The organism is Blautia luti (assembly GCF_013304735.1).
Taxonomy (GTDB): Bacteria; Bacillota; Clostridia; order Lachnospirales; family Lachnospiraceae; genus Blautia_A.
On the sequence record NZ_JAAITI010000034.1, the window covers coordinates 1 to 18,639 of the forward strand.

Here is an 18,639-nt window from a genome sequence, read left to right on the forward strand (position 1 = left end):
TAAATCGGCGTAACGTTACATTGCCAGCACCGTAGAATCCATCGCCCCACCAGTATATATTCACATTTCCACAGCTTTGAAAAGCCAAAAACTTTATTATCAAAAATTAAAAACAATTTTCCCTACGCTTTTATCACAAAAGCGAAATATCCTCCTCCGGAGGAAGCAGCTTCTTAAAAAATCGATACAACAGCATCGAATTTATAAAAGCTACAAGTCCAAATCCAAAGAAAAACCAGCAGCATGCGTAAAGTGGCTGCAGCTTTGCATCGAGATAGGTCATATATAATGGAAAGATCGTGATCACCGCAATGGCGATCGTTGTGGGGAAATGCATAAACGCCAGCAGAAATGCATTTCTGCAAAGTGCCCCCAGTGTATTGGCAAAGGTTGCGATCACCGGGAATATGTATAAAGTAAAAATTATCAGCAGAGTCAGAACTCCCACAGAAAGATAAAACAGCATATGTGCAGCGCTTCCTTCTGCATGGAGCAGAAAGCGGATATTCAGGATGATCATGGCTCCGGCAGCAAGGATCAGCAGCCATATGATCAGTGACTGTTTGAAGCTTTCCTTAAAAGCTCTGAAAAATGTTTTTGTTGTGCCGTTGTTATTTCCTTTTACTGTACGCATCATGCAGTGATAAAGGGCAGTCAGTGACGGCCCGATGGTGATCACGGGGATGCAGCAGAGAATAAAAAGAAGATTGGCGATCACGATGTCACCCAGCTTGTTGAGAAATACATGGACGACATTATCTTCATTTAAAAGATTCATAACGAAATACCTCCTTATATAGAAATGTAGAAATGAAAAACGGACCATATGGGGAAAGTCCGATACAGCTAATCTTAGCACAGTTTTTGATTGTGTGTAAAGAGAGGGAACGCAGATAAGCATCCAGCGTATCACGAAGCGTGTTGCCGGTTACAGGGTGAACAGTAATACGCCTCACAGAGAATATGGATCGTAAATATAAATATCCATCTGACTGTGAAAAAAACGATATTGATGGGGATTTTTGCGGGAAAAATGGAGGATACAGCACGTTTTATGGGACTGTACAAAAAAAACATGGAACTTTGCGTGCACATGTGAAAATGATGGCACGCATGGAATTATGTTAGGAAAGGAAAAGTGTGTTTTTCGGAAAATGACATTTATACATGTGCTGAGTTAGTAAAAACATACAAAAACAGATATGTAAAAATGTTGGTTTTGCTACAAGGAAATAAATGGGTGCCAAAATATGCTCATAAATAGTGAAAAATATGAAAATATATGTAAGAAATGAAAGAAAACATATAAAAATGACGAATAATTAACAAAGTATGAACAAAAAATGGATAAAATGAATAAAAAGTAACATTTTTCCATATTGAAATGACAATAATCCATTTATCATTTTTCCATGTGCAATTATAATAATATCAACGGTCAGAGACGTGAAAAAATATAAAAACTGACCAAAGAAAGAGGGAAAATAAGAAAGATTTAAAAGGAGGAAGAAGTTATGAATTTCAAAAGAGTAGCAGCATTATTGTTAGCAGGTGCCATGGTAATGACAGCAGTTCCGGTATATGCCAAGGGCGACGATGTTACACTTTCCGTATCCATCTGGGACACCAACCAGGAGCCGGGAATCAAAGAAATTCTCGCAGACTTCACAGAGAAGACAGGAATCAAGACAGAGATCTCCGTTGTTAAATGGGATGAGTACTGGACAATGCTCGAGGCCGGTGCACAGGGTGGTTCCCTTCCGGACGTATTCTGGATGCACTCCAACGAGAGTCAGAGATACATGTCCAACGATATGCTTCTTGATCTGACCGATAAGATCAAAGACAGCGATCTGATCGATCCGGAGAACTATCCGGAGGATATCTGGGGACTGTATACATACGATGATAAATATTATGCAGTACCGAAGGATATAGATACAATCGCTCTCTGGTACAACAAGACATTATTTGACGAGGCAGGACTTGATTATCCGACAGCTGACTGGACATGGGATGATGTTACAGAGGCAGCTAAGAAGCTTACTAAGGATGATGGTTCCCAGTACGGTCTCGGAATGAGAAATGATAACAACCAGGCCGGATACTACAACCTGATCTATGATAACGGCGGATACATCATCAGCGATGACAAGACAAAATCCGGCTGGGATGATGAGAAGACGATCGCAGCTATGCAGACACTGGAAGGATGGATCAAGGATGGCGTGATCCCGTCTCTTGAGACAATGTCTGAGAACAACGAGGACGTACTTTTCGAGGCTGGCAAGATCGCTATGACATGCCAGGGCTCCTGGATGCTTGCAGCATTTAAAGAGAACGAGTACACAGCAGCTAACTGTGATTGTGTAGAGCTTCCTAAAAACGCTGAGACAGGCAGAAGAGCTTCCTCATATAACGGACTTGGATGGGCAGCATCTGCTTCCGGTGAGCACACAGACGAAGCTTGGCAGCTGATCGAGTACCTCGGATCCAAAGAGGCTCAGGAGAAACAGGCTGAGCTTGGTGTTACAATGAGTGCATACAAAGATACATCTGATGCATGGGCTAAATCCGCAGACTTCAACCTTCAGGCTTATCTGAACATGATGGATGACATGGAGATCCGTCCATACTCCAAATCTACTGTAACATGGGAGAACGAGGACAACGAGATCCTTAAAGGCGTATACACAGGCGACATCACAATGGAAGAGGCTTGCAAGCAGATGGCTGATCAGATGAACGAGAAGCTGGCTGAGGAGTAAGCATTAAGAAACACCGATAATTAAGTGCAGTAATGAGAGGGGCCGCCGCACTCAGGTGCAGCGGCCTCATACATAGAAGGAATAGAAGGAGTGATTCTTATGGCTAAAACTACCAAGTCACAGGCACGGACAAAGAGAGAGCGCAGTGAGTTCCTCTGGGGCTGGCTGTTTATTCTCCCAACAACAATCGGACTGATCGTATTGAACATCATTCCGATCTTCCAGACTATTTACCAGAGCTTTTTCAAGACAGGAGATTTTGGTAAAGGAAATATCTTTATCGGTTTACAGAACTACCAGAAGGTTTTTGCAGATAAAGAGATCTGGCAGGCACTGATCAACACATTCAAATATGCGATCGTGGAGGTCCCTTTTTCCATTGTCATCGCACTTGTTCTTGCAGTACTTCTTAACAGAAAGATGAAGGGCCGTTCTATTTACAGAACCATCATCTTCCTTCCGATGGTAGCAGCTCCGGCAGCGGTAGCCATGGTATGGAGATGGCTGTTCAACTCTGATTATGGTCTTATCAATAACGTTTTCCATGTTCATGTAAACTGGGTTTCTAATCCGAAAATTGCAGTATTTGCAGTTGCGATCATCGGTGTATGGTCTATCATCGGTTACAATATGGTTCTTTTCCTGTCAGGACTTCAGGAAATCCCGAGAGATTATTATGAAGCAGCATCCATTGACGGTGCAACAGGCGTGAATGCATTCTTTAACATCACGGTCCCGCTTCTTTCACCAACCATTTTCTTCGTACTTGTTACCCGTGTGATCGGATCCCTTCAGGTATTCGACCTGATCTATATGGTTATTGACAAGTCAAACCCGGCACTTACCAAGACTCAGTCACTGGTTTACCTGTTCTATAAATATGCATTTATCAATAAGAACATGGGATACGGCGCTACGATCGTAGTAGTACTTCTTATTATCACCATGATCCTGACAGTATTCCAGATGATCGGTCAGAAGAAATGGGTATTCTACAACTAAAAAGGGGGATTAACCATGGATAGTATGGAAACAAAAAAGAAATTAACCACTATTTTAATACATGTCATACTGATCATTGTGTCCATAACGATGCTTGTGCCATTTATCTGGATGATCCTGACAGCTTTTAAAACTGTAACGGAAGCAACATCTGTAGATCCTTTCACCATTTTCCCGAAAATATGGAGAAAAGACGCATTTATTTCTGTTATCAATAACATGAACTTCCTGCTTCTGTACAAGAATACACTGCTTCTGATCTTCTTCCGAGTAGTGTGTGCGGTTCTTACAGCAACTATGGCAGGCTATGCATTTGGACGACTGAACTTCAAGGGCCGTGATCTCTGCTTCAGTCTTGTACTGTTCCAGATGATGGTTCCGGTACAGATCTTCATCATCCCGCAGTACCTGATGGTCAGCAAGATGGGTATGCTGAATACGATCTTTGCCCTTGTATTCCCAGGTATTGTTACTGCATTCGGTACCTTCCTTCTGAGACAGGGATATATGGGACTGCCGAAGGATCTGGAGGAGGCTGCCAGACTTGACGGATGTAACATCGGTCAGACCTTCCTTTACATCATGGCACCACTTACAAGATCCAGTATGGTCGCACTTGGAATTTTCACAGCTGTATTCGCATTCAAAGATCTGATGTGGCCGATGATCGTTAATACAGATAAGGATATGCTGGTGCTTTCTTCCGCACTTGCAAAGATGCAGGGCCAGTATGTATCCAAATTCCCGGAACTGATGGCTGCATCTCTGATCGCCTGCATTCCGATGATCGTGATCTACATGATCTTCCAGAAACAGTTTATCGAAGGTATTGCTACCAGCGGTGGAAAACTGTAATCAGAAATATTACATAAGGTAATACAAGACCGCTGACAATGTATATAACTGAGGATTTGGTTATTGAGGTTGTCAGCGGTATTTTTATCGAAGCAAATGCCAAAATGCACAGTTATTTGATGATTCTTAAGGAAAGAGGCGGATATTTTTATCCGCAGTAAACGAAAAAAGGAGAAAATTATGCCGATCAAATTTCACGAGGGATCAAAGACATTCCACATTTATAACAAACATTTAAGCTACATCACCTGTATCATGGAAAATGGCCAGATGGAGAATCTGTACTATGGAAAAGCTATCCGCGATAAAGAGGATTTCAGTTATCTTCACGAGGAGATCATGCGTTCCCTGATGGCTGTATGCGTTCCGGAACCGGGACTTCTTTCCATGCAGTATACCAAACAGGAGTATCCTGTTTACGGAACCGGTGATTACAGAAATCCTGCCCTTACTGTTCGTCAGGAGAACGGAAGCGAGATCGTAGATTTCAAATATGTTTCTCATGAGATTTACGGCGGCAAGAAGAAGCTTGCCGGTCTTCCGGCAACCTACACAGAGAACGAGGAAGAGGCAACATCTCTGGACATTACACTTCATGATTCTGTGATGGACACAGACCTTGTTCTTACATATTCCGTATATGAGGATTACCCGGTGGTCACCAGAAGTGCACGCCTTGTTCAGAAAGGGGATCAGAAGATCCGTCTTGAGAACGTGATGAGTGCAGCAGTGGAGTTCCCGGATATGGATTATGAGATGATCCATCTTTCCGGTGCATGGGCACGTGAGCGCTATGTAAAAACACGCAAACTTGAGATGGGTATACAGGCTGTACAGAGTCTTGCAGGAACCGGCTCCAGCTCTGAGCAGAATCCGTTTATCGCGCTGAAGCGTCCTCATACAACAGAAGATACAGGCGAGGTTTTCGGCTTCAGCTTTGTGTACAGCGGAAACTTCCTTGCACAGGTTGAGGTTTCCACCTACGAGATGACACGAGTTATGATGGGAATCAATCCTCAGAGCTTTTCCTGGGAGCTTTCCAGAGATGAGGAATTCCAGACTCCGGAGGTTGTTATGGTATACAGCGATAAGGGCTTAAACGGAATGAGCCAGGCTTACCACAGACTGTACCGTGACCGCCTGATGCGCGGAAAATGGAGAAATCATGCACGCCCGATCCTTCTTAATAACTGGGAGGCAACCTATTTTGATTTTGATGAGGAAAAAATCCTCAATATTGCAAAAAAAGCCAAAGAGGTTGGGGTAGAGCTTTTCGTTCTGGATGACGGATGGTTCGGAACCAGAAACGATGATTACCAGGGCCTTGGCGACTGGTCCGTAAATAAGAATAAGCTTCCAAACGGAATTTCCGGACTTTCCCGTAAGATCGAGGAGATGGGCCTGAAATTTGGTCTCTGGGTAGAGCTTGAGATGGTAAACAAGAACAGCGACTGCTACAGAGCACATCCGGACTGGCTCATCGGAGCACCGGATCGTTTTGAGTCCCACTCAAGACATCAGCACGTTCTTGATTTTTCCAGATCTGAGGTTGTGGATTTTATTTATGATTCCATCTCCAAGGTTATCGAGGAATCTTCCATTTCCTACATTAAATGGGATATGAACCGCTACATGTCCGAGCCTTTCAGCCGCGGCGCATCTGCAGCAGATCAGGGCAAGACTATGCATAAATATATCCTTGGTGTATATGAGCTGTATACAAGACTGACAGAGAGATTCCCTGACATCCTCTTTGAATCCTGCGCAAGCGGCGGAGCAAGATTTGATCCGGGAATGCTGTATTTTGCACCACAGACATGGACCAGTGATGATACCGATGCTGCTGAGAGAGAAAAGATCCAGTATGGTACTTCCTTCGTTTACCCCATCGTCAGCATGGGATCTCATGTATCAGCAGTACCGAATCATCAGCTGCACCGTACCACACCGCTTTCCACAAGAGCAAATGTGGCATATTTCGGAACCTTTGGCTATGAGCTGGATCTGAACCTTTTAAGTGCCGAAGAGATCGAAGAGGTAAAGGCACAGGTGGAATTCATGAAGGAACATCGTGACCTGATCCAGGTGGAGGGTGATTTCTACCGTATCTTAAGCCCGTTCGAAGGAAATGATACTGCATGGATGGTTGTTTCCAGAGACAAAAAACAGGCAGTTGCCGGATACTATGAAAGACTGAACAAGGTCAATGCTTCCTGGATGCGTTTGCGCTTCAAGGGTCTTGACGAGGATCAGCTTTACAAAGTAAAATGGGAAGATAAGTGCCTGAAAGCTTACGGAAATGAGCTGATGTATGCAGGAATCCCGGTTGATCGTGACTACTGCAATAAGACAAACGGTGATTTCCATTCTGTATTGTATACAATTGAAGCAGAGGACTGATTTCTGTAAATGATGGAATAAAAATTATCTGCAGAAAAAACATTCGCCTGACCAGAAAAATAACAGGCCGCCGGATATGGCGGCCTGTTATTGGGTGGCGAAGCAGCTCACAGGCAGAAACATAATATATGACATCAGGGAGGTGACAAGTTGCTTCATACAGTTGGTTTTACAAGCTCGGACAGCTTTAAATGTCTGGAGAATTTAAAGAAAGGTGCGGTGGATCTCTGTCTTACTTATTGTGGATGGGAAAAATGCGATCCGGGACATCGATTTGGACCAAATAACAGGATCTCTCATGTACTTCATATCGTGGAATCCGGAAGCGGAGTTTTTGAGATGGATGGCCATCAGTATCATCTGACAGGTGGAGAAGCATTTCTGATCCCATCCAGTGTGGAGGCCTGGTATGAGGCAGACATGGACAATCCCTGGACATATCGCTGGGTAGGATTTGAGGGAATGACTGCGGAGGAAGTGATCCATGTAAGCGGCTTCAGCCGGGAAAATCCGGTCCGAAGGATCCACTGTATGGAAAATGCTGCAAAATATATTGATGCAATGGTCCAGACCAACAAGCTCGTTTTTGAAAATGAGCTGAAACGGAACGGACTTCTGCTGCTTCTTTTTTCTGACCTGATCACAGATAACCGGGATGCATGTCTGAGAGAAGGCAAGCTTCTTCCATCCCACAGATATCCCAATTCCGTTTATGTGGAGCAGGCAGTGGATTACATTGCAGCCAACTTTGACAAGCGTCTGAAGATCAATGAGCTGGCAGACCGCATTGGTGTCAACCGGAGCTATCTTACCAGCTCGTTTAAAAAAAGCCTCGGATGCTCGCCGCAGGAATATCTTATGAATCTTCGCATCGAGAAGGCAAAGACTCTTCTGAAAAACGGAGATATTCAGGTCAGTGAAGTAGCTGCAAAAGTAGGGTATGGAGATCCGCTGGCTTTTTCCAAGGTATTCAAGGCAAGAACAGGAAGAAGTCCGAGAGAATACAAGGAAGAAAAGAGAAAACTTGTAGTGAAGGGGAAAAAAGGGGATTATACGGAATCTGAGGACTGATTCTGTGATATATTTCACGAAGAAAAAAACTCTCTGTCTGTGCCAGAATATATAAAATTCTGGTATCGGGCAGAGAGTTTTTTATGTCATAAGAAATGTTATAGAAAATTACTTCCAGGTATCTCATGCAACAAAACAACAATTATTAACATCAAAGTACATATTTTAAACAAGTTTCTGGTAGTATGATAAGATCACAAAGAAAACGAAGCGGGACTGCACCGCAGAAATAGCAGAAAATCAGGAATTTTAAAGAAAAATATAACAATTCCGGATAAGAGATCCAACAAAGAAAGCAGGAGGAAACGAACATGATCAAAATTACATTCATGGGAGCTGGAAGCACGGTTTTCGCAAGAAATGTACTTGGCGACTGTATGTGCACACCGGCACTTCGCGAGAGCGAGATCGCACTTTATGATATCGACGAGAAGAGACTGGAGGATTCCAGGATTATCTTAAGTGCCATCAACCACAACGTAAATGAGGATCGCGCAGTGATCAAAACATATCTCGGTGCAGAGAACCGTAAAGATGCACTTCGCGATGCAGATTTCGTAGTCAATGCCATTCAGGTAGGCGGTTATGAGCCATGTACAGTAACAGACTTTGAGATCCCGAAGAAATACGGCATCAAACAGACTATCGCAGATACCCTGGGAATTGGTGGTATCATGCGTGCACTTCGTACCATTCCGGTTCTGGAAGAGTTCGCACGGGATATGGAAGAGGTCTGCCCGAACACTCTGTTCCTGAACTACTCCAACCCTATGGCAATGCTCACCGGCTATATGCAGCGTTTCACAAAGATCCGCACCGTAGGTCTCTGCCACAGCGTTCAGGTCTGCTCCCAGAAACTTCTTGAGGGAATGGGAATGGAAGACAAGCTTGAGGGACGTACAGAGCTGATCGCAGGTATCAACCACATGGCATGGCTTCTTGAGATCCATGACAAAGACGGAAACGACCTGTACCCGGAGATCCGCAGAATCGCCGAGGAGAAGAATACCTCCGGCGAGAAGCATGAGGATATGGTACGTTACGAGTACATCCGTCATCTTGGATACTACTGCACAGAGTCCAGTGAGCACAATGCAGAGTATAATCCGTTCTTCATTAAATCCAAATATCCGGAGATGATCGAGGAGTTCAATATTCCGCTTGACGAATATCCGAGAAGATGTATCAAACAGATCGAAGGATGGGAAAAAGAGCGCGAGGATATCCTGAAAGATGGCAAGATAGGACATGAGAGAAGCAAAGAGTATGCGTCCTACATCATGGAGGCTGTTGTTACAAACACACCATACAAGATCGGTGGAAACGTTCTTAACAACGGTTACATTGACAACCTTCCGCCGGATGCCTGCGTAGAGGTTCCATGCTATATCGACGGAACCGGTGTACATCCGGTAAAAGTGGGCAAGCTTCCTACACAGCTGGCAGCTATGAATTCATCCAATGTCAGCCCGCAGCTCCTTGCTATTGAGGCAGCAGTGACCAAAGACCGCCAGAAAATCTGTCAGGCAGCCATGATGGACCCGCACACAGGTGCAGAGCTGAACATCAAAGACATCCAGGCAATGTGTGATGAGCTGATCGAGGCACATGGGGATTATATGAAGATGTACCGCTAAGGCAGGAAATGATCGGAAAGCAGCAAAAACTTTGAAATAAATATGCAAGGCGGCATAGAAAGGCCGGAACACCAGAATGGGGAGGGTGTTTCGGCCTTTCTTTATATGGAACTTTTGATAAATAATAAAAACAACTTGTTCGCATGTATATACAAGTTATAAAATAATTACAGATGAAACGAACAGGATAAATACAGATCAAAATACAAACGAAGGGAGGAGCTTATGGCAGAAAACGGAAAAGCAAAATATTATGCACTGATGGAAGAAATGAAAACAGACATTCTTTCCGGAAAGATCCGTCCGGGTGAGAAGCTTCCCTCTGAAAACCAGCTCAGTGTACGCTATGGGCTGAGCAGGCATACGGTGCGAAAGGCTCTGGGGATCCTGGCAGGAGATGGATACATAGAATCCTTTCAGGGAAAAGGAACCTTCTGTGCGGATGTGCTCCGTCAGATTCACGGGACCGGAAACATCGCAGTGGTGACTACATATATCTCGGATTATATTTTTCCAAGGCTGATCCAGGGAATCGATGAGGTGCTGTCCGATAACGGGTACAGTATCATCCTGAAAAATACAGGAAACAGCCGCCAGAAGGAGGCAAGATTCCTGGAAGAGCTGATCAGCAAGGGAATTGACGGACTGATCATCGAACCCAGCAAAAGTGAGTTGTTGTGCAGACATGTAAGCCTGTACGAAACACTGGACAAGTATCAGATCCCCTATATTTTTATCCAGGGACTGTATACGGAGATGCAGGAAAAGCCCCACATCCTCATGGATGACGCAGGAGGCGGTTATCTTGTGACAAAACATCTCCTGGACTCCGGCAGGCGCAACATCGCGGGATTTTTCAAGGCAGATGACCGTCAGGGAATCGAACGGCATAAGGGCTATGTGAAGGCTTTGCAGGAGCATGAAATTGCCTATGATCCGGATAAGGTGGTCTGGTTTCACACCGAGGACCGGCGAAAAAAGCCGGCTCTTATGGTCCGGAACATGGTCCGACAGAACAGCTTTCCGGATGGGATCGTGTGCTACAACGACCAGATTGCTGTCCAGGTAATGGAAGAACTGGAACGTCAGGGCAAAAAGATCCCGGAAGATGTTGCGGTAACCGGCTATGATAATTCACTATATGCAAGACAGGGACAGGGCATTACCACTATCACCCATCCCCAAGAAAAACTGGGAGAGATGGCGGCAAAGCTTCTCCTGGAAAAGCTAGGCGGTGTGCCTGATGAAGAAAGTACCGTAGAACGTCTGATCCGTCCGGAACTGATCATACGGGGCAGCAGCGTGAAAGCAGGGGCATGAGCACAGATACATAACCGTTTTATCAGATCGTTTTATTAGAAAATGAAGCAATATAGCTTACAGAGAGCCTTATAACATTTCAAAAGATCGGACGCATGTTGGCAGCAGAAATGGGCTGCAGATTTTCAGGAATGTTATGCATATGATATTAATTTTATTTTAAGGAGGATCTTTCACATGAAAACAGGAAGAGATTATAAATTCTGGTTTTGCACAGGTTCACAGGATCTTTACGGAGATGAATGTCTCCGCAAGGTAGCCGAGCATTCAAAGATCATCGTAGAGGAACTGAATAAATCCGGTGTACTTCCGTTTGAGGTTGTATGGAAACCAACGCTGATCACAAATGAGCTGATCCGTAAAACCTTTAATGATGCCAATGCAGATGAAAACTGTGCCGGCGTGATCGCGTGGATGCACACATTTTCCCCGGCAAAATCCTGGATCCTTGGCCTTAAAGAGTATCGCAAACCGCTGTGCCATCTTCATACACAGTTCAATGTGGAAATCCCCTATGACACCATTGATATGGACTTTATGAATGAGAACCAGTCCGCACACGGCGGCCGTGAGTTTGGCCATATGGTAACCCGCATGGGAATCGAGAGAAAAGTCATTGCAGGACACTGGGCAGACAAAAAGGTCCAGGAGCGTCTGGCATCCTGGATGCGTACTGCAGTTGGTATCATGGAGAGCAGCCATATCCGTGTATGCCGTGTAGCCGACAATATGAGAAACGTAGCTGTAACAGAGGGCGATAAGGTTGAGGCTCAGATGAAATTCGGATGGGAGATCGATGCTTATCCGGTTAACGAGATCGCAGAATATGTACAGGACGTAAGCCAGGGAGATATTGATGTTCTGGTAGAAGAATATTATAATAAATATGACATGATTCTGGATGGACGTGACCCTGAGGAATTTAAGAAGCATGTAGCAGTCCAGGCAGGGATCGAGATCGGTTTTGAGCGTTTCCTTGAGGAGAAAAACTATCAGGCTATCGTAACACACTTCGGTGATCTGGGCGCCCTGAAACAGCTTCCGGGACTTGCGATCCAGCGACTGATGGAAAAAGGCTACGGCTTCGGTGGCGAGGGCGACTGGAAAACAGCAGCTATGGTCCGTCTGATGAAGATCATGGCAGCCGGCAAAAAGGACGCCAAGGGTACATCTTTTATGGAGGATTACACTTATAACCTGGTACCTGGTAAAGAGGGAATCCTTGAGGCACATATGCTGGAGGTTTGCCCATCCGTTGCTGATGGCAAGGTCAGCATGCGTGTATGCCCGCTTTCCATGGGAGATCGTGAAGATCCTGCAAGACTGGTATTTACTTCTAAGACAGGTCCTGGAATCGCAACATCCCTGGTTGACCTTGGTGACCGTTTCCGTCTGCTGATCAATGAGGTTGAGTGTAAGAAAACAGAGAAGCCGATGCCTGCACTTCCGGTAGGTACTGCATTCTGGACACCGAAGCCGGATCTTTCCACAGCAGCAGAAGCATGGATCCTTGCCGGCGGCGCACATCACACTGCATTTACCTATGACCTTACTGCAGAGCAGATGGGTGACTGGGCAGCAGCTATGGGTATTGAAGCGGTTTATATTGATGGCGATACAACGATCCGGAATCTGCAGAATGAGCTGAGATGGAACAGCATGTATTTCAGCAAATAATATGGGAGGTTTTTTACAATGGGAGTAAATGAGGCAAAAACAGCAATTCTTGAGAATCGCACGGCTCTTGGTATTGAGTTTGGTTCCACAAGGATCAAGGCAGTTCTGGTGGATGATAAGAACCAGCCCATCGCATCCGGAGCCTATGAATGGGAGAACCAGTATGTGGATGGTATTTGGACATACAGCCTGGAGGAGATCTGGAAAGGTCTCCAGGGCAGTTACCAGGATATGGCAAAAGATGTCCGGGAAAAATATGGCGTGGAACTGACAAGCGTAGGTGCTTTCGGTGTCAGTGCCATGATGCACGGATATATGCCGTTTAATAAAGCGGGAGAGCTGATGGTCCCGTTCCGCACCTGGAGAAACAATATCACGGGAGAAGCCTCTGAGAAGCTGGCAGAGCTTTTCCATTACAATATCCCTCAGAGATGGAGCATCGCACACCTGTATCAGGCGATCCTTAACGGTGAGGGGCATGTAAAAGATATCGATTATATCACCACTCTGGAAGCCTATGTGCATTGGAAACTCACCGGAAAAAGAGTTCTTGGTATCGGTGATGCGGCAGGTATGTTCCCGATCGACAGCGAGACAAAGGACTATAACGAAGAGATGGTGCAGAAGTTTGATGAGCTGGTTGCATCTTATGGATTCCCATGGAAACTCCGTAACATTATGCCGGAAGTCATGGTTGCAGGTCAGGATGCCGGAGTTCTTACTGAGGAAGGCGCAAAACTTCTGGATGTAAGCGGAACGCTGAAAGCCGGAATTCCGATGTGTCCGCCTGAGGGAGACGCAGGAACCGGTATGGTTGCCACAAACAGTGTCCGTCAGCGTACCGGAAATGTTTCTGCAGGAACATCCGTATTTGCCATGATTGTCCTGGAAAAGGCTCTTTCCAAACCGTACAAAGAGATTGATATGGTCACCACTCCGGCAGGAGATCCGGTTGCCATGGCCCATTCCAACAACTGTACTTCGGATCTGAACGCATGGGTAAATGTGTTTAAGGAATTTGCGGAAGCCATGGGTATGAAAGTGGATATGAACAAACTGTTCGGAACTCTTTATAACAAAGCCCTGGAAGGGGATCCGGACTGTGGTGGACTTCTTTCCTACTGTTATTTCTCCGGCGAGCATATGACCGGTTTTGAAGAGGGACGTCCACTGTTTGTACGTTCTCCTGAGAGTAAATTTACACTGGCAAACTTTATGAGAAACAATCTTTACACCTGCCTTGGTGCCATGCGTGTAGGTCTGGATATCCTTCTCAATCAGGAGCATGTAAAGATTGATAAGCTTCTGGGACACGGCGGCCTCTTTAAGACAAAGGGTGTTGGCCAGCAGATCCTTGCAGATGCGGTAAATGCGCCGGTATCCGTAATGTCCACAGCAGGAGAAGGCGGAGCCTGGGGAATTGCGCTTCTGGCTTCTTATATGATCAACAAAAAAGACGGCGAAGACCTTGCGGATTTCCTGGATGAAAATGTCTTCAAAGGAAACGAAGGAAGTACACTGGCACCGGAAGCAGAAGGTGTGAAGGGATTTGATGCGTTCATGAATCGGTATATGAAAGGCCTTGGCATTGAGCGTGCGGCTGTAGAATCCAGGATCTGGTAAAGAGCAGAACGGATTGAAATATAAATCTTTGATTTGCAGGAATAATGAAAATGAAATCAGAGGAATATAAATGAAACAGACAGATCATGAAAAGAAACCGGCTCCAGGCCAGATCGTACATGTCGTGATCGATCGTCCGATGAATACTTACCATCCGGAGCACAAGGAGCTTTTCTATCCGGTAAATTATGGATACATAGAAGGAATCATTGCTCCGGATGGCGAGGAGCAGGATGTATATGTTCTGGGCGTGGATCATCCGATAAAGGAATTTACAGGTAAAATCATCGCTGTTATCTACCGTCTTAATGATGTGGAAGATAAATGGGTGGCAGTACCGGAAAACATGACTATGACGGCAAAGGAAATCATGGCGCAGGTAAGCTTTCAGGAACAGTATTTTAAGACAGAGATAGAGATGATTGAATAAAAGGCAGCAAGTGACATTAAATAAGGAGAAAACATCACAATGGAAAAATCAACAGTTTATTTTACAGATTTTCGTTGTCCTGTGGGAACCAGCCAGCTTGATAAGCTGAAAAAACTCTGTGTTGCTGCCGGAATCAGAGACATTGACATGGACGGAAAATTTGTAGCCATTAAGATGCATTTCGGTGAGCTGGGAAACCTGGCATTTCTTCGCCCGAACTATGCAAAAGCTGTGGCAGATCTCTGCAAAGAACAGGGCGGGCTGCTATTTCTGACAGACTGCAACACTCTTTACCCGGGAAGCAGAAAGAATGCTTTGGAGCATCTGGACTGTGCAAACCTCAATGGTTTTAATACCATTACTACAGGCTGCCAGATTATTATTGGAGATGGACTTCGAGGAACAGATGAGATAGAGGTTCCGGTAGTAAACGGAGAATACTGCAAAACTGCGCTGATCGGACATGCGATCATGGATGCGGATATTTTTATCAGTCTCAGTCACTTTAAAGGGCATGAGTCAACAGGATTCGGCGGTGCTCTGAAGAATATCGGTATGGGCTGCGGAAGCCGTGCAGGAAAGATGCAGCAGCATGCCAGCGGTAAACCTGCCATCAACGAAGAAGTCTGTCGTGGATGCAAACGCTGCGCGAAAGAATGTGGAAGTGATGCCATTACTTATGTAAACAAAAAAGCAGTTATTGATTATAATAAATGCAAGGGCTGTGGCCGCTGTATCGGAGCCTGCAGTTTTGATGCTGTTTACAATCCGAATAGCAGTGCTAATGAAATGCTTGACCGCAAGATGGCTGAGTATGCACAGGCTGTCTGTCATGGACGTCCACATTTTCATATTGCACTGGTACAGGATATCAGCCCGAACTGCGACTGCCACGGTGAGAACGATGCGCCGATCCTTCCGGATATCGGAATGTTCGCAAGCTTTGACCCGGTAGCTCTGGATCAGGCATGTGCAGATGCCTGTCTCAAGGCAACGCCGATCGAAAACAGCCAGCTTGGAGAGCATCTGGCAGAGCCAGAATGGCACTGTCATCACGACCATTTCAAAGACTCCAACCCGAATGTAGAATGGAAAGCAACTCTGGACCAGGCAGAAAAGATCGGCCTGGGAACAAGAGAGTATGAGCTGAAAAAGATTAAATGATAAATTTTCTTGGCGGTTGATATACTTACAAGGGGGAAAAGATGTTTACATTATTTAACACCGAAAGTCTCTGGATAGGCACAGATCTGAAAAAATTCAATGAAATTCGGGACATTCTGGACAGGGAAGGAATTTGCTATAAGTATAAAGTAAGCGATCAGTTAGGCCTGTGGATGGGAAAGGGTACTGTTCGTGGAAACTTTGGAAGCATCGGCAATTCACCAGATCAGTTCAAGCAGTACGAAATTCTGGTAGAAAAGAAACAACTGGAAAATGCCAGAATGGTGATACGGAAATAATTATATTTTATACAGAAAACAGGAGCAGACATTGGAAGACATGTAACTGCTCCTGTTTTGTGTTGAAAAAGTATATCCGGAAACCATTCAGAAATGGCTGGAGAAGAAATAAATTTACGGAAATGCTATAGCAGCTATTGAAATTCATAGTAACTTGTATCCCGTACCTATCTTTTATATAATATTTCCAATAATAAAAAAGGAGATATTATTATGGAAGGGGAAGAACTGAAAGACAAGATACGGGAGAAGGCGTTTGACCTTGGAATCAATCTGGTGAGATCCTGCTCTGTGACGAAATGGTAGGAAATTCCGATCCAGGAGCCGGAATTCTGGCCGCAGAATATCTGGCCCTGGGTAAAAAATGTGATCGTGCTTGGAATTCCGTTATATTCACCCATGATGAGTACCACGCCATCCATGGTCTATCAGGAGCTTTACGATACCAGCAACCGGGTGTTGGATGATATGGCATATCGTCTGACGAATTATATTGTGAACAGGCTGGGATATAAGGCCATCTTTTTTCCAAGGGACTGTTATTATAACATTGATGTGCTGGTAGATAATCCTAATGCAGCATTTTCTCATGTGATGGCAGGATATTATGCAGGAATGGGAACTATCGGTGACAGCCATAATCTGATCGCAAAGGAATTTGGCCCGAGACTGCGTATCGTCTCCATTCTTACAGATGCCCCGCTCCCTGCAGATCCCATGCTAGAAAAAGATCTCTGCATTCACTGCAGGAAATGCCTGAAAAATTGTCCATCCCATTGTTTCAAGGAAAGTGAAAGCGGTGTATATGATATGGATAAAGTTGCCTGCACAAAATACCATGTAAAGATCCGTGATGAACACCACTGGCCCTGTGGTGTCTGCGCCAATGTCTGTCCCGTTGGCGAGGACAGAAAAATGTACCGTGGAACAAAGGTGATCACAGACGAGGGAATCCGCCATTGCCAGTCCTTTGGGTCATGACATGAGAATATGATAAGAAAAAAGACATTGTTACCTGAGATAGATACGTATCTGCCAGGGGGCAATGTCTTTTTTATGGAAACTTCCACAAAATGCCTTGAATTGTGGGAAACAGGATGATATGATATCACCAAAGCATATTTTCTATTAATTTCAAGGCATTCTGCCGTCTTATAATCTAAATTACATTTCAGAAATTCATGCTTTTAATTCCCTAAAAATTATGAAAGCAGGAGTTCTGGATAAAATTAAAGTACAAATTGTTCTTTCACTCCTGCAAAACAGGAGGTGCTGCCTATGGCAAAAAGAAAGAATCGTAAAGTTACAGCAGAAAAGAGTCAGAATGCCGGAAAACATCTGAAGGCAAACAGAAAATATAAGGATACAGTATTTCGGATGTTGTTTTCTGACAGAAAAAATTTACTGTCACTTTATAATGCGGTTAACGGGACGACATATGATAATCCGTCGATGCTTGAGATTGTTACTTTGGAGAATGCTGTTTATATAGGAATGAAGAATGATCTGTCATTTATTGTGAATACGAATTTATTTCTGTATGAACATCAGTCTACATATAACCCCAATATGCCATTAAGAGACTTGTTGTATATTGCTGCAGAGTATCAAAAACTTGTGGACAATAAATCTTTGTATTCGCCGATATTACAAAAAATTCCGGAACCGAATTTTATTGTATTTTACAACGGAACTGAGAAAAAAGAAGAAAGTTGGGTAACCTATCTTTCTGAGGCGTATGAGGATTTCAGCGGAGAGGCAAATCTGGAACTTAAAGTACTTATTCTGAATGTTAATGAAGGGCATAACAGAAAACTGATGGAAGAATGTCATATATTGAGAGAATATGCACAATATGTTGCAAAAGTAAGAAAGTACACAAAAGAAATGAACCTGGATGGAGCTGTTGAGCTGGCTGTGGATGAATGCATCCAGGAGGGAATTCTTGTGGAATTTCTCCGAAAGAATAAGAGTGAGGTGGTAGCGATGAGTATATTTGAGTATAACCAAGAAGAGGAAGAAAGAAAATGGAAGGAATCCGTATATGAAGCCGCAAGAGCGGAAGGAAGAGCGGAAGGAAGAGCGGAAGGAAAAGCAGAAGGAAAAGCAGAAGGAAAAGCAGAAGGAAAATTACAGGCAAAAAAAGAAATTGTACAGTCTCTGGCAGAAAGAGGCATGAATTTGGGAGATATCGCAGAAATAATAAAAGTATCACAGAAAACGATTCAGGAATGGCTAGATCAGAAATAAAGCATAAAGAGAGAAGCATATTGCTTTTTTTGAAATTTTATTGAAAATATTTCTCCATAATGTTATCATTGGACACGAAAAACACAGAAAAAACGAGAAAACATAAGGCTGTTATGCAGGTATCTGCAATATGGTCTGAAGCA

15 protein-coding genes are annotated in these 18,639 nt (G+C 44.3%); 14 read left to right on the top strand and 1 reads right to left on the bottom strand.

Annotated elements, in window-relative coordinates; translation table 11 throughout:
- Nucleotides 1–133 precede the first annotated feature (133 nt).
- Complete coding sequence (locus tag G5B06_RS14650; RefSeq protein ID WP_021977213.1) at nucleotides 134–778, bottom strand: YesL family protein; 645 nt, start codon at nucleotides 776–778, stop codon at nucleotides 134–136.
- 736 nt (nucleotides 779–1,514) lie between these two features.
- Here G5B06_RS14650 and G5B06_RS14655 point away from each other — a divergent pair.
- From G5B06_RS14655 to G5B06_RS14720, 14 genes are all read left to right on the top strand, one after another.
- Complete coding sequence (locus tag G5B06_RS14655) at nucleotides 1,515–2,768, top strand: ABC transporter substrate-binding protein (protein WP_021650446.1); 1,254 nt, start codon at nucleotides 1,515–1,517, stop codon at nucleotides 2,766–2,768.
- 99 nt (nucleotides 2,769–2,867) lie between these two features.
- Nucleotides 2,868–3,770 (top strand): carbohydrate ABC transporter permease, encoded by a 903-nt coding sequence (locus G5B06_RS14660; protein WP_021650445.1) that lies wholly within the window; start codon nucleotides 2,868–2,870, stop codon nucleotides 3,768–3,770.
- A gap of 15 nt (nucleotides 3,771–3,785) precedes the next feature.
- The gene (locus tag G5B06_RS14665; protein ID WP_021650444.1) at nucleotides 3,786–4,625 is read left to right on the top strand and encodes a carbohydrate ABC transporter permease; all 840 of its coding nucleotides are present in this window, start codon (nucleotides 3,786–3,788) and stop codon (nucleotides 4,623–4,625) included.
- Between the two features lie 180 nt (nucleotides 4,626–4,805).
- Nucleotides 4,806–7,025 carry an alpha-galactosidase gene (locus G5B06_RS14670; RefSeq protein WP_173772369.1) on the top strand — a complete coding sequence of 740 codons (2,220 nt, stop codon included), beginning with the start codon at nucleotides 4,806–4,808 and terminating at the stop codon, nucleotides 7,023–7,025.
- A gap of 150 nt (nucleotides 7,026–7,175) precedes the next feature.
- Entirely contained in the window at nucleotides 7,176–8,096 is a 921-nt protein-coding gene (locus G5B06_RS14675; RefSeq protein WP_021976649.1) for an AraC family transcriptional regulator, read from the top strand.
- 311 nt (nucleotides 8,097–8,407) lie between these two features.
- Nucleotides 8,408–9,733, top strand: a complete 1,326-nt coding sequence (locus tag G5B06_RS14680) for an alpha-glucosidase/alpha-galactosidase (RefSeq protein WP_173772371.1) — start codon at nucleotides 8,408–8,410, stop codon at nucleotides 9,731–9,733.
- Between the two features lie 225 nt (nucleotides 9,734–9,958).
- On the top strand, nucleotides 9,959–11,053 hold the full coding sequence (locus G5B06_RS14685) for a GntR family transcriptional regulator (protein WP_021976650.1): 1,095 nt from the start codon (nucleotides 9,959–9,961) through the stop codon (nucleotides 11,051–11,053).
- Nucleotides 11,054–11,230: 177 nt separating this feature from the next.
- On the top strand, nucleotides 11,231–12,730 hold the full coding sequence (gene araA / locus G5B06_RS14690; protein ID WP_021976651.1) for an L-arabinose isomerase: 1,500 nt from the start codon (nucleotides 11,231–11,233) through the stop codon (nucleotides 12,728–12,730).
- 18 nt (nucleotides 12,731–12,748) lie between these two features.
- The gene (locus G5B06_RS14695) at nucleotides 12,749–14,353 is read left to right on the top strand and encodes a xylulokinase (protein ID WP_173772373.1); all 1,605 of its coding nucleotides are present in this window, start codon (nucleotides 12,749–12,751) and stop codon (nucleotides 14,351–14,353) included.
- Between the two features lie 70 nt (nucleotides 14,354–14,423).
- The gene (locus G5B06_RS14700; protein WP_244094577.1) at nucleotides 14,424–14,783 is read left to right on the top strand and encodes an inorganic diphosphatase; all 360 of its coding nucleotides are present in this window, start codon (nucleotides 14,424–14,426) and stop codon (nucleotides 14,781–14,783) included.
- Between the two features lie 39 nt (nucleotides 14,784–14,822).
- On the top strand, nucleotides 14,823–15,947 hold the full coding sequence (locus G5B06_RS14705; RefSeq protein WP_173772375.1) for a DUF362 domain-containing protein: 1,125 nt from the start codon (nucleotides 14,823–14,825) through the stop codon (nucleotides 15,945–15,947).
- A gap of 41 nt (nucleotides 15,948–15,988) precedes the next feature.
- Entirely contained in the window at nucleotides 15,989–16,246 is a 258-nt protein-coding gene (locus G5B06_RS14710; protein ID WP_021976655.1) for a hypothetical protein, read from the top strand.
- A 366-nt stretch (nucleotides 16,247–16,612) separates the two neighbouring features.
- Nucleotides 16,613–17,227 carry an epoxyqueuosine reductase gene (locus G5B06_RS14715; protein WP_173772377.1) on the top strand — a complete coding sequence of 205 codons (615 nt, stop codon included), beginning with the start codon at nucleotides 16,613–16,615 and terminating at the stop codon, nucleotides 17,225–17,227.
- 297 nt (nucleotides 17,228–17,524) lie between these two features.
- A complete protein-coding gene (locus G5B06_RS14720; protein ID WP_244094578.1) occupies nucleotides 17,525–18,496 on the top strand; it encodes a hypothetical protein in 972 nt (323 codons plus the stop codon).
- The last annotated feature ends 143 nt before the right edge of the window (nucleotides 18,497–18,639 follow it).